Annotated in this window: 9 protein-coding genes; 4 read left to right on the top strand and 5 right to left on the bottom strand. The window is 37.8% G+C overall.

Translation table 11 applies throughout. The features are described 5' to 3' along the window. Nucleotides 1-73 precede the first annotated feature (73 nt). Both IPM47_13735 and IPM47_13730 read left to right on the top strand, forming a co-directional pair. Nucleotides 74-1,603, top strand: coding sequence for a GNAT family N-acetyltransferase (locus IPM47_13735; GenBank protein QQS27931.1), 1,530 nt, complete (start codon nt 74-76; stop codon nt 1,601-1,603). Between the two features lie 626 nt (nt 1,604-2,229). Continuing rightward, nucleotides 2,230-3,723, top strand: coding sequence for a T9SS type A sorting domain-containing protein (locus IPM47_13730; GenBank protein QQS27930.1), 1,494 nt, complete (start codon nt 2,230-2,232; stop codon nt 3,721-3,723). A gap of 19 nt (nt 3,724-3,742) precedes the next feature. Here the strand turns inward: IPM47_13730 and IPM47_13725 are convergent, their stop codons facing one another. The 5 genes from IPM47_13725 to IPM47_13705 all read right to left on the bottom strand — a co-directional run bounded on the left by IPM47_13725 (nt 3,743) and on the right by IPM47_13705 (nt 9,326). Further along, the gene (locus IPM47_13725) at nt 3,743-4,867 is read right to left on the bottom strand and encodes an RluA family pseudouridine synthase (GenBank protein QQS27929.1); all 1,125 of its coding nucleotides are present in this window, start codon (nt 4,865-4,867) and stop codon (nt 3,743-3,745) included. Nucleotides 4,868-4,960: 93 nt separating this feature from the next. Then, on the bottom strand, nt 4,961-6,292 hold the full coding sequence (locus IPM47_13720) for an MATE family efflux transporter (protein QQS27928.1): 1,332 nt from the start codon (nt 6,290-6,292) through the stop codon (nt 4,961-4,963). 89 nt (nt 6,293-6,381) lie between these two features. Further along, nucleotides 6,382-7,560, bottom strand: coding sequence for a hypothetical protein (locus IPM47_13715; GenBank protein ID QQS27927.1), 1,179 nt, complete (start codon nt 7,558-7,560; stop codon nt 6,382-6,384). Between the two features lie 92 nt (nt 7,561-7,652). Next, on the bottom strand, nt 7,653-8,135 hold the full coding sequence (locus IPM47_13710) for a DinB family protein (GenBank protein QQS27926.1): 483 nt from the start codon (nt 8,133-8,135) through the stop codon (nt 7,653-7,655). A gap of 114 nt (nt 8,136-8,249) precedes the next feature. After that, entirely contained in the window at nt 8,250-9,326 is a 1,077-nt protein-coding gene (locus tag IPM47_13705; GenBank protein QQS27925.1) for a hypothetical protein, read from the bottom strand. A 481-nt stretch (nt 9,327-9,807) separates the two neighbouring features. Here IPM47_13705 and IPM47_13700 point away from each other — a divergent pair, with 481 nt between their 5' ends. Both IPM47_13700 and IPM47_13695 read left to right on the top strand, forming a co-directional pair. Continuing rightward, nucleotides 9,808-11,619, top strand: coding sequence for an ABC transporter ATP-binding protein (locus IPM47_13700; protein QQS27924.1), 1,812 nt, complete (start codon nt 9,808-9,810; stop codon nt 11,617-11,619). A gap of 12 nt (nt 11,620-11,631) precedes the next feature. After that, nucleotides 11,632-13,503: an ABC transporter ATP-binding protein gene (locus IPM47_13695; GenBank protein QQS27923.1), complete on the top strand. Its 1,872-nt coding sequence runs from the start codon at nt 11,632-11,634 to the stop codon at nt 13,501-13,503. Nucleotides 13,504-13,535: the final 32 nt, after the last annotated feature.

Genomic DNA, 13,535 nt, shown 5'->3' with positions numbered 1-13,535 from the left:
TATATTTTATTAATCTGCAATCTTCCAATGCAGACATGTTGATTATTGTCTTATTAACCTTAAAACAATATAAATGAGTCATAGCCCAAAAATTGAACTCAGAAATCTTCGGTTAGAAGATTATTTGGACCTAAAATATGCCTCTATAGAAGCTTATTCCGGAATTGGAGGTGAGTTTTGGGATGAAGCCACTATTAAACTATTGTTAGGGATTTTTCCTGAAGGACAATTGTGTGTAACAGTTGATAATAAGGTAGTTGCCAGTGCCCTGTCTATCATTGTTGATTATAAAAAATTTGGGGATAACCACACCTATGAACAAATAATTGGCAACTATACCTTTAATACTCATGACCCAGAAGGGGATGTTTTATATGGGATCGAAATGTTCGTACATCCTCAGTTCAGAGGGTTGCGTTTAGGAAGACGGTTATATGATGCCAGGAAGGAACTTTGCGAAAATCTCAATTTGCGTTCAATAATGGCGGGTGGCAGAATTCCGAATTATGAACAACATGCACATCTGTTAACCCCTCGTCAATATATTGAGAAAGTGAAGATGAAAGAGATATTTGACCCAACACTTGCTTTTCAATTATCTAATGATTTTCATGTACGAAGAATACTTCGCAATTATTTACCCGGCGACACGCAATCAAAAGAATATGCAACTTTGCTTGAATGGATAAACATTTACTTTCAAAAAGAAGAATTGCTCATCAATACTCCAAAAATAACAGTCAGGCTTGGATTGGTACAATGGCAAATGCGGTTGTTTGACAATTTGGATGCATTGATGAAACAGGCGGAATACTTTATTGATGCCGTTAGTGGATATCAGTCTGACTTTATTTTGTTTCCTGAGTTTTTTAATGCCCCATTGATGGCTGATTTCGATTATTTAGGTGAAGCAAAGGCCATCCGCGAACTTGCTAAATATACTGAAGCCATTCGCCATAAATTTGTCGAATTTGCGATGTCCTACAACATCAATATCATTACAGGCAGTATGCCATATTTAGAAGACGAAAAACTGTTGAATATTGCTTACCTGTGCAGACGTGACGGAACCTGGGAAAGTTACCATAAAATTCATCCCACACCTTCGGAAGTTAAAAGTTGGGGAATGGTAGGAGGAAACAGGATTCAGGCTTTTGATACAGATAGCGGTCGTATCGGGATTTTAATTTGTTACGATGTAGAGTTTCCTGAACTTGGCCGGTTTTATGCAAAACAAGGCGTACAAATGCTATTTGTACCTTTTTTGACGGATACGCAAAACGGTTATAATCGGGTTCGCAGGTGTGCTCAAGCGAGGGCTATCGAAAATGAGTGTTTTGTAGCTATTGCTGGCTGTGTGGGCAACTTACCCCAAGTCAATAATATGGATATTCAATACGCTCAGTCCGCAATTTTTACTCCGTCTGATTTTGCTTTTCCTACCGATGCTATCGGTGCTGAAGCTACACCAAATACTGAAATGATATTGATTGCCGATGTAAATCTGGAATTACTTAAAGAGTTGCATGAATATGGAACGGTTCAAAATTTGAAAGATCGAAGAAACGACCTTTATAGCCTTATCTTCAGAAAACAAGATTAAACACAGTTAGCATTTTTTCTAAAAACCGGTTTGAAAAAGGATTTTTATTGAAATTGTAAAAATTTAAATTGCAATGTTCAAAGTTTTAATTGCAATTTTTATGATTTCAATTGCAATTTCTCAGTTATAAAAATACATTGTAGGGTATAAAATCATCTTTCTCCTCCTTTCAATTACAGTTTATTTTATAAAAATTTAGATTTGAAAGCGTTTTATTGTAATTTCAGTCCTTTTAATTGTCTTTTCCTTTTTTAAAATTGCAATTTTATTGAGCAAAAAATCAATTTTTACCTTTAAAATTGAAATATTTTTGCTCTATTTTACCCACTTATTTTATATAAATTGTGGAGCGGTATGCAATAACCAGAAGCATGATAGTTGTTTTTTGGCTTAACCCCCCTGTAATTTTGATGTTTGGCATGGGAATATCGCTGGATGGTCTGTTTTGATTTTCACCTCTTAAAGCTAATATTGGCTAATAATTCATTTGTTTTATGTTGATGATTTCAAAGACTGATAATCTGCATAAACACAAAAAAAATATACCACATAATTGATGTAATTGCATTTAATAAAGGTAACTTAGAGTTTAATCCCATAGTTTTAAATCTGTAAAACACTTCAACATGAAAAGGCTACCTTATACCATATTCATTTTGATCTTTTTTCTGTATTCTCAAACAAGTATCGCACAGCTTTGGTACAAAACACAGGGGCTTGTTGATGAAGATCGGGCATGGGCTGTTGATACGGATGAGGAAGGAAACATTTATTGGGCAGTAGAGCAAAAAGATATTTCTCCATTTCTTTATTACAATATTACATTGTTTAAAATCTCGCCGGCTTCATCAATTATCTGGCAAACCCCGTCATGGGGCGGAGATTTTAACGATATTGCTTTTATTGCTAAAGTCAATAACGATAAAGTATATTTAGGCGGACGACAAGACTCAACTTTTGTCCCCAACCTTGGGGATGCTTTGTTAATGAGTTTTAACACAATTGACGGAGAAATGAATTGGTTCAAAGTTTGGTCGCAAGGTCCCGGTTATGAAGAAATTGACGGACTTGTGGTTCAACCGGATGGGATATATCTTTCAGGTTGGACTTATGATGCTGATTCTGATATGGATTTCCTGATATCAAAGGCTACAGTAAACGGTCAACTGGCTTATACAAATTCCTGGGATTATGAAGGGTTGGGCAAATTTGACGGTGCAAACGGGCATTTGGCAATGGACGACAATTATTTTTATGTGGCCGGGCATATTAATCGCACCAATATTGCTTCCTTTGATGGAGATATGGGGTTAGTTTGTTTTAATCGTTTAGATGGAGAATATCAATGGCATGTTACTTGGGGAGGATGGCTATACGACGATGCCCTTGGTATGACAATGAGCAGCGATTCTATGTTGTTTGTAACCGGTTATACCGGAAGTTTTGGTAATGGATCACAAAATTACCTTAACAAATATAACCGCAGTGGTGATTTAATTTGGAGTAAACTTTGGGGAGGTTCAGGTGCTGAGGATTCAAGATCTGTTGTGGCAGACGGTGATAGTGTGGTATATGTGGTTGGAAGTACTTCGAGTTATGGTAGCGGTGACTATGATGTTTTTGTGCTTAAATATGACGATGAAGGAAATTTGACAGATACTTTATTTTGGGGAGGTGCTTTTAAAGATGTTGCCCATGATGCAGTCCTGTTTGGAGAGTATCTTTATATCACAGGTGAAACCGGAAGCTATGGGAACGGGGCAAGCAGCGGAAATCATAAAACAGACGGTCTTTTGCTAAAAATAAATGCAAGAACCATGCAAGCCCCTGATGCTACTATGACCAGTTTAATTGAAAGAGAGGGCAGTGAAAAAGATTGCGGACTGACCATTTATCCAAATCCTGGCAATAGAGCCTTTTACTTCAAATTTATTACAGAAAATGGTCCTGCTAATTTTTCCCAAATACAGGTTACAGATATGAATGGAAAAGTTGTTTTAAACCAGACTTATCCTACAGAAACTTTTGTTCTGCCTGATTATTTACCATGTGGTTTATATTTTTACAACCTTACTTTTCAAAACGGGAAGTTTTGTAGCGGCAAACTAATATTGCAGTAAAAGAACGGAAAGGAAAATTTTATGATTCGAAATCTTCATCACTAATTTCTTCCCGTTCTGTGTTGGATTGTATAGCACCCATATATCTTCTCCATTTTAACAAAACCTGTTCCATATCATTCGGCAATTGAGATTCAAAATATAATGCTTCTCCCGATTCAGGATGTTTAAAACCTAAAACCTGTGCATGAAGTGCTTGACGGGGCAGAATTGAAAAACAGTTTTCAACAAACTGTTTGTATTTGTTGTATATAGTACCTTTGACAATCCGGTTTCCACCATATTCCGGGTCGTTAAACAAAGGATGGCCAATAAAACTGAAATGCACCCTGATTTGATGGGTTCTACCTGTTTCGAGTGAACATTCTACTAAAGTTACGTAGCCTAATCGTTCCAATACTCTGTAGTGAGTAATCGCATGTTTGCCAAAGTCTCCTTCAGGATAAACAGACATAACCTGACGATGTCGTTTATCCCTCCCAATGTTACCGGTTATGGTTCCTGTTTGATTTTCCAAATCTCCCCATACTAAGGCGATATAACGGCGTTTTACGGTATGGTCAAAAAACTGTTTTGCGAGATGAGTCAGTGAATAATCTGTTTTTGCAATGACCAGTAAACCGGAAGTGTTTTTATCAATGCGATGCACAAGTCCCGGACGCAATGCGTTCTCTTCGCCTGAAATTTCATCGCGATGATGTTTACTGACCGGCAATTGTGAAAAGTGATGTAACAATCCATGTACGAGTGTGCCGGAATAATTGCCACAACCGGGATGAACTACCAAATCAGCGGGTTTATTAATCACCATCAGATAATCGTCTTCAAAAACAATCTGAAGCGGAATAGGCTCTGGTAGCAGCCGGTATTGCTGAATTGGTTTGGGCAGTATAATGGCAATTTCATCGTTTGGTTTTACTTTATAATTAGGTTTAACTGCTATTCCATTGACTAAAATTGCACCTGCTTTCGCTGCATTTTGCAATCTGCTTCGACTGGCTTTTTCCATCCTTAAAGATAAAAACTTATCTATTCGCAAGGGCGATTGCCCCCGATCTATGGTCAGTCTGAAATGTTCATACTGCCTTTCATCGTCTTCTTGCTCAAGTTCAAGTTCTTCTTCCGAAAGATATAGTTCTTCCAATTTTCTTTGTTGATTAATTGTATATTATCGGTTTGAAATTGCTAAGTTACAAAACAATTAATTCCTGACTTTAGCTTAAACCGTTAAATCTTTTTATAACTCGAACCTTTTCCATCTTTCAGAGTGCAGAAAAATCCAGGCAGGTACAGCAAGCAAAACCCAGTAGATAAACTCTGCTGACCATACATAAGACAAGCCCAGTATATAAACTTTGCTCATCAAATAACCATAGGAAAGATAAATCACTATGGTTATGCTTTCAATCACCAAAGAGGTATAAGTTGCCCCGGTTCCCATCAACCCGTTAAATATGATTACAGAAATGGAACAAGCCAAAACAATAGCAACCAACATTCCTAAAATGGGTTTTGCGCCTTCTATTATAGCAATATCTTTGGTAAACAAGCTTAAAAGTGTTTCAGGAAATAAAACAAGGATGAGGCATAGTGCCAGTGTAAATATAGCACTCATCATTGCCGTTCGCATAACTGCCAAGAAAACCTGAGAAAATTTGTATTGACCTATAAGGTTGCTAACCACTGAATTTATAGCAGACGCAAAACCCCATGAAGGGATACTAAAAATTGTATAAATGATTTTTAATACTACTGAAATTGCAAGTTCATGTTGCCCCATACTTTCAATAAAGGAAAGGAATACAAACCAGCCACCTAAACCTACTATAAACTGTATAACCAATGGCAAGGAAAGTAAAGCCATTCTTTTTTGTAGCGGAAAGTCTAATTTCCATAGCCTTCGCAAACTGTAAGGAATCAATTTTTTATCATAAAGCAAATAACCTACCGTAAACAAAAATGCGGTTATCTCGGAAAGGGTAGAGGCAAGGGCTGCTCCTTCAATGCCCATAGCCGGAAACCCATAATGTCCAAAAATAAAAACGTAATTTAAAAAGATATTGGTAAAACACAAAACTGCAGTTATGACAGCAATAATACGGGTGCGTCCAATACTCGTATATAATGCCATTAGGACAAAACCAAAGAAACTGAAGAATAATCCATAAGAACGGTATTTGAGGTAACTCAGGCTGGCACTATAGATTTCATTAGAGGTGATAAATAGTTTTAGGACAAATGGGGAGGTAATTTTAAGAAACAAAAACAACAGTGTTGCTAAAGCAATTTGAGCATAGAGCAGGTTCAGCGTAATTCGCCCTATATCTTCGTATTGTTGTTGTCCTGAGCGGCGGGCAATTAAAATTTGTCCTCCACGCGAAAAGGCCAGCCCGATGGTTACCATTATAAAATAGTAGGTAGAAATCAGCCCACAAGCGCCTTGTTGAATTTCATCCACCCTTCCGAGAAATACAATATCGGTTAGACTGATGATGTTTTGTGCAAAATTGGCCAAAATGATAGGATAGGCCAATGACCAAATATCTTTATAGGTCGCTTTTATTTGCATATTTCAGATTTCTAAAACAGTAAAAAGGATACACTGTTTTAAATTTAGAATGGGCGCAAAAATAGTAAATCTCTTACATAAAAAACTATTTACCGCTCCATGCCCAATATTTCGTGATGTTCGACCGGTTTGTTTTCATCAAACCAATATCTGTAGGTGGCATGAGTTTTTAGAAGTTTGCCGCCAATTCCTCTGACAATATTGACCATCTTTGGGTTAAAGTCACCAATCCAGGCTAACTCCATATCTTCATAGCGGGTATAATATCCGCTTTGTAAAACTTTGGAGGCTGTCATTATCAGTGCTGATTCTACACCTTTGTTTTGATGTTCAGGCACTACTCCAAATACCACTCCAAACATTCGCTTACAATATCCGGTCTTAAGATACCACCAGAATTTAAGGCGATGCCAGTTTGAAAACCTGCCGTTCAATAAACGAACAATAGCGTTTATTTCCGGAAGACATATAAAAAACCCGATAGGCTGATTGTTGTAATAACCAAAATAAATAATTTTTTCGTCAATAATTGGGCGCATGGATTCTAAAATCTGAAGTGCTTTTGAAGGCGTAACAGGTTTAAAATCTTTATGCAACATGCCCCAGGCTTTGTTATAAACCTCCATAAAATGCCCGGCATAGGTATTGAGGTGTTTTTTTTCGATATGCTTAAACATATAAGCCGGATTGTTTAAAAGTTTTTCTGCCCTGAGACGATATTTTTCAGGAACAGGGTCTTCAATTCGCCGGTAAAAGGTATATTGTTTAAAAAAAATTTTAAACCCGTATGTCTCAAATAACTGGCGGTAATAAGGAGGATTATAATTCATACAATAGGCGGGTGGAGAATAACCATCAATTAGCAATCCCCACCAACGATCTCTTTCACCAAAATTAACAGGTCCGTCCATACCGGTCATTCCTTTTTCCTGAAGCCAGTATTGAGCAGTTTTGAATAGTAAACTTGCCGGCTCAATATCGTTGATGCACTCAAAGAAACCAATAGCACCTAGCGGTTCTCCAAATCTGTCATGTTGTTTATGTCCGGTGAAAGCAGCTATTCGACCGACTACTTCATGCCTGTTGTTGAACACCAGCCATCGCCTGACTTCTGCTCCAGACAAATATTTGTTAACGGTGGGTTTGAAAACATTTTCAATATCTATTTGCAAGGGCTTTACCCAGTTAGGATCAAGGCGATAGATGCCAACAGGCATTTCGTAAAATATTTTATCCAACTCCGGGTTATTTACCTCAACAACAAACATTTCAGGAATTACAGTTTTTGAACTTATTAATTGTGTTTAACTATTAAGCAAAAGGGGCTAAATATTTTGAAGTTCAATTCTAAAGAAAATTTTCACCTAATATTTTTTAAAAACCTTTCAATCTGCCGTCTATGTCTTAGAATATGAACTATTGCATGTTCAATCATTTGTTCTATATTATACGGCTGTCCCCAACGGGTTATGATAACCCCACTTTCCAATTCATCATCATTCATAAACCATTTTTCGTTGAGTGTAGAATCTGTATAGGAAAACATATCCCTTAAGTTATCTATTGCTTCCATTGGATTTTTAACTTCATATTTTTCCTGAAGTTCAAGGTAAGGAATTTTAAATAATACCCTCAAATAATTGGCATAACCATATCCGGAGCGAACAACATGGTTTAAAATTGTTTGCACAGACATGCAATCCGGGTCTTTAGTGGTTAAGTCTGCCATTTTGACATACTCTTCGTTGCTCATGCCTTCGAGTATTTTAATCAATTCATCAATCGCCCTTTCATATTCGTCTAACATTGCTCCGATTGCCCCTTCGCGGTTATATTTTGACATTATTTTTTAGTATTTAAAAGTAACTTAACTGCATACTGTTGAACGATATATTTTAGATTAAATACCTGTCTAAAGCACTTTGGCTTATTAGAAATTAAATGGGTCGAACCGGTCTTAATGTGTTGGTTTATCTCCCTTTTTTTCTATCAAAAGATATAGTTCACCAATCAAATTAGCTTGAACTAATGCATCAAAAAAATAAAAGGAGACAATATTCTGAGGCTCGAAATCTATTTCAAAAGGCTGCTGTCCTAAAAATAAGGATGAATAACGTTGTTTTAAGCTTGAAGCTATAATTTTCCCATCCGACAAAGCAAAGAATAAATCGTGTAATATAGCTGCGCCATAATTTGCTATAAAAAAAGGATGTTTTTCGGTATTTGTGATTGAAAGCAACAAATTGCCGAGAAACATAAAATTTCTGACATTAGCATTGTCATAAGGAACGTTAAACATGGGAATTTCGGAGGAGTTGGCAAACAACCTTGCCTGAATAAACTCGCCCAATTTGCTTTGTTGCAATCTGCGTTGAGCCAAATCCAAAATAGAAGCCACATCACTGAGGTTGTTCAGGCTAACCGAATAAATGCTGTGACGTGAAACATCAAAATCAATGTTTTTCAGGTTTTGATTGATAAATTCGCAACGTTGTCCAAAGGTTTTCAAGGTTTGTTGAAAACAAGATTTGGAGGTTTCGTTTTTCATTACCTGCTTCAATAAGACAGATAATGACGAAATATGATCGCAAAGTTGATGAACTCTTAACGATAAAGTTTCGTCAAGGAGTTCATTCATCATTTTTGAGGTGTGATCTTTGGGGAAAACAGGAATTGCCGCATTTAAAGCAACCGCAGAAGCGTGTAAATCGCCAAGGGTTAATGCAATTTCAGAAAACAAGTCTATACATTTTTCTGATTTTGCATCCACAAAAGCAAGACTGTCCCTCCGTTCCTGTTGATGTGAAATTTCTAAGCCCAATGATGCCACTTTGAGTGCTGCAATAGCACTTCCAAGTGCTGCGGCAGTTCCTAAAAACAAAGCAAGTATAGAAGTCAGCGTCTGAACTTTATCGGTTTGGGTCAAAGGATTTCCAACCTTCCCTATCCAGATAAAATAGAAGAAAATAAAGGCAACAATAATGGCTAATAAAGAAATTGAAGTAATTACTAAAAAAACTTTTAACCCTTTCATATAAAAGCATAAAATTTAAATTTCCATAAGCCTGTTGCGAAAACCGTTGAATTGGCAAATATAAAGTTGTCCGGTGTTGATTTCAGCATTATTTTGGGTTAAGTGCATATTTTTTTTCTTTGGGCGGAACTTTTAAAACATGGTTTTGGTTTTAGTAAAATGTTTCAAATCGGGAAACTTTTGATTACAGTCTATTTTGTTTTCCTGATGCCTTTTCAGTAATCAAATCCGTTCTTCCGGATTATTAAAATGGTAAAAAACATGCAAAAAATCGCACTCCCTTCATACTTCACCTTTGCCCTGACAAGAGAATACACTGATGTTCAATCAGTAGTTGTAATGGGTTTGCGATGGGAACATTGGCTTTTTTTGCCAAAGTAAATCAGCTTTAAGTTTCAGAACCGCAAACACTTCTCAACAAATTGTTTGCGGTTTTTTCTTTTAAATACATGACATCAACACAACATTAACTACCACAACTATGCAAAACTTCTACAAACTTTTTTCCATTTTACATAAATGGAAACCTTTTTACCTCCTTGCGGCTATATTATTGATCATCTCCACCTTGTTCAGGATGTTGGAGCCTAAAGTGTTGCAAATCACCATTGACGGAGTGATAAGTTGGTATCAAACCGGCAACTCAGAGGTTACCGACCGTTTTGGCAAATTTATATTTAACATATTACCCGATTTTAACCCGGCAAACATCACCATTATACTGATTTATGTAGCGCTGATTTATATCGCAATTGCGCTATTGAGAAGTTCGCTCATGTTTATTTCGAGTGCTATAGCCGCCGACAGCACTGAAAAAGCCATTAAAAGGCTGAGAGATCTGCTGTTTGCCCATTTGCAAAAACTACCGATGAGTTTTCACATAACCGCTACTACCGGTGAACTTATTCAACGATGTACCGGAGATGTGGATACGGTAAAACGCTTTATCGGAACTCAGGTTGTGGATGTCGTTTTATTGGGCACGGTATTTCTCATGTCGTTTTATATGATGTTTGGCATGAATCCGACCTACGCAATCATCGCAATATGTTTGGCACCTGTTATTTTCATCCAGTCTTTTGTGTTTTTTAAACGCGAAAGTAAAGTTTGGGAGGAACACGAGGCTGAACAAGACAAATTGACCTCTATTGTTGAAGAAAACCTTGGCGGCATCAGGGTAGTAAAAGCATTTGCCCGTGAAGATGCAGAAAACGAAAAATTTGAAAAACAAAATCAGGCGAAACTAAAAATAGGATTGCGGCATATCCAGCTTCATGCCATTTTCTGGCCTTTGTCGGATTTTGTATTCCATCTTCAAATAACTATTTCCATACTTGCCGGCGGATATTTTGCTCTGAATCAAATCATCACCATTGGAGAACTGACGGCGTTCTATTCTTATATTGTCATGGTAAGTTGGCCAATGAGAAATATTGGCAGGGTTATTTCCCAGATGAGTATGTCTTTAGTAGCCATCGAACGGCTTTCAAGCATTATGGACTCACCTGAAGAAGACTATAAAGGAATTGATTCGGACAAAGTTAAAGGACAGGTTGAGTTTAGAAACGTTTGGTTCAAATATCCGGGCAGTGAAGATTTTGTTTTAAAAAACGTATCTTTCAAAGTAAACCCTGGGCAAAAAATTGCCCTTATGGGGCCAACAGGTGCCGGAAAATCAACCATCATAGCCTTGCTTACCCGATTTTATGAGCCTGATAAGGGTGAAATTTTGCTGGATGGCATCAACCTGAACCTATACAATAAACAGTTTCTCAGAAATCGCATCGGTGTTGTTTTGCAAAAGCCCTTTTTATTTTCAACCACTATTAAAAGGAATATTGCCTATACCAACCCTGATGTTGAAGATGAAAAATTGATTGAAGCCTCGAGGGCCGCCAGTATTCATGAAATGATCCACATTTTCCCGCAAGGCTACGAAACTATGGTTGGTGAAAAAGGGGTTTCACTTTCGGGCGGGCAAAAGCAACGGGTAACCCTTGCAAGAACCCTGTTAGAAACGCCTGATATTGTTGTCCTGGATGATGCAACATCTGCCGTTGATACCGAAACTGAATATGATATTCACCAAGCCCTTACAGGATATACCGGCAACAAAACTTTGTTTATCATTGCTCACCGCGTAACCTCTGTTCATCATGCCGACCATATTTTAGTGATGCAGAAAGGTGAAGTAGCCCAGTTCGGAACTCCCGAAGAACTTTTGAACGAAGATGGTTTCTATCGCCAGATTTATCAGGTACAAGTTGCCATCGAAAATGAAATTTTAAATTAAAACTTCAATCTTATGGAACATATCCAACAATTTCAGGAAAAAGAATTTACCGGGAAGGGCGCATTATGGCCCTTTTTATCCCGATTGTTTACTTATTCTTACAGACATAAAAAGATTTTCTGGGTTTTTGTGGCTTCGGTCATGCTGGTGGGTATTACCGATGCCATTTACCCTTTAATCTGGATGAATTTTTTAGACCATGCCATCGTTCCTGCGGTAAATACCGCTGTTGAGGCTTCAGGCAAAGGCATTACTCCTGTTGTTGAGTACAGCCAACTGATATACTATGTGTCTTTGTTTTTTATCAATGCCATATTTCAGGTTGCCGGCGTTTATGTTTTTATCCGGAATGCCGGTTTTCTTGAAGAAACCGTGATGTATGAATTGCGCAAGGAGATGTTTGGTCGTTTACAGGAATTATCTTTTTCTTTTTATGACAAACAAGCAAGCGGTTGGCTGCTTTCGAGGATTAGCTCTGATACTCAACGGGTAACCGAACTGATTTCATGGGGTTTTCTGGAGGTAATCTGGGGAATAACGATGATTATTGCCTGTCTTGGGGCTATGTTTTTCTATAATTGGAAACTTGCCCTTATTGTATTGCTCTCTTTACCTGTTTTGTTCTTTATCTCGATAAAAATCAGAATGTTGATTTTGCACTTTTCCCGAAAAGCCCGTAAACTGAACAGCGAACTAACTGCTTCGTATTCTGAGCATATCAATGGGATTGAGGTCAATAAAGTAACCACACAGGAAAAAAGAGTAAGCGATGAGTTTAACGATGTTAGCGACAAAATGCGGACTGCCTCCTATAAAGCAGCATATTATACGGCAATGTATTTTCCTATGGTCATTCTTATAGGCTCTACTGCGGCTGCTTTTGTTCTTTTGGCCGGGGCGAAAATGGTTTTAGCCGTTCCCGCTGCGATTACAATTGGAACATTAACCGCATTTTTCAGTTATGCCACCCAAATATTTATACCAATTATAGATATTTCGCGCTTTTATGCACTGGCGCAAGGCAGTTTATCGGCAGGTGAAAGGATTTTTTCACTCATTGACGAACAACCTGAAATTACCGACTCCCCCGATGCTACTTCTTTTGAAAAGATTAAAGGTGAAATCGTTTTCAAGGAGGTTACTTTTCATTACCATCCCGACAAACCGGTGTTGAAAAACTTTAACCTTCATATCAAAGCAGGACAATCTATTGCTTTGGTAGGACCTACCGGGCACGGAAAATCTACTATTGCGAATCTGATTTGCAGGTTTTATCCGATAAACAGCGGGACTATCACCATAGATGGGGAAGATTATACCGGCAAAACCCAACATAGCTTGCACCGTCAACTGGGTATTGTTTTGCAAACTCCCCACCTTTTTGAAGGCACGATTCGCGATAATGTGAAATATGCCATTCCTGAAGCAACCGATGAACAGGTAATTTATGCCTTGAACCTCGTGGGTGGTGAAAGTTTTATCAATCGCCTTGATGAAAAAGTGGAAAGTAACGGCGATAACCTCTCGATGGGTGAACGTCAAATCATCTCTTTTGCAAGAGCTTTAATTATTGACCCCCGCATTTTGATTATGGACGAAGCCACCTCATCGGTGGATACTTTAACCGAAGCCAGAATTCAAAGCGGAATTGAACAAATGATTAAAGGACGAACTTCGGTAATCATTGCTCACCGGCTTTCGACCATTAAACACTGCGACCGGATATTGGTTATCAAAGAAGGAAATATTGCTGAGGAAGGTAACCACCAAACCCTGATGGCAAAAAGGGGGATGTATTATCACCTTTATACCAAACAATTAAAACGCGAAGTAACCATCAACAAAATGGAAGACGCTGAAGAAGAAGAAGAACTGACCGTATGAAATAAGGTGAATTTTCGGCGGTATCATTCTGA

It is taken from the genome of Sphingobacteriales bacterium, assembly GCA_016700115.1.
GTDB lineage: Bacteria > Bacteroidota > Bacteroidia > Chitinophagales > UBA2359 > UBA2359.
The sequence above is the reverse complement of the archived record's forward strand: the minus strand, read 5'-3'. Positions and strand labels throughout refer to the sequence as shown.

Bases quoted from the DNA above. Each gene is read 5' to 3' on its own strand.
- IPM47_13735 (QQS27931.1), top strand. From the start codon at position 74: ATGAGTCATAGCCCAAAAATTGAACTCAGAAATCTTCGGTTAGAAGAT.
- IPM47_13730 (QQS27930.1), top strand. From the start codon at position 2,230: ATGAAAAGGCTACCTTATACCATATTCATTTTGATCTTTTTTCTGTAT.
- IPM47_13720 (QQS27928.1), bottom strand. From the start codon at position 6,292: ATGCAAATAAAAGCGACCTATAAAGATATTTGGTCATTGGCCTATCCT.
- IPM47_13715 (QQS27927.1), bottom strand. From the start codon at position 7,560: ATGTTTGTTGTTGAGGTAAATAACCCGGAGTTGGATAAAATATTTTAC.
- IPM47_13710 (QQS27926.1), bottom strand. From the start codon at position 8,135: ATGTCAAAATATAACCGCGAAGGGGCAATCGGAGCAATGTTAGACGAA.
- IPM47_13705 (QQS27925.1), bottom strand. From the start codon at position 9,326: ATGAAAGGGTTAAAAGTTTTTTTAGTAATTACTTCAATTTCTTTATTA.
- IPM47_13700 (QQS27924.1), top strand. From the start codon at position 9,808: ATGCAAAACTTCTACAAACTTTTTTCCATTTTACATAAATGGAAACCT.
- IPM47_13695 (QQS27923.1), top strand. From the start codon at position 11,632: ATGGAACATATCCAACAATTTCAGGAAAAAGAATTTACCGGGAAGGGC.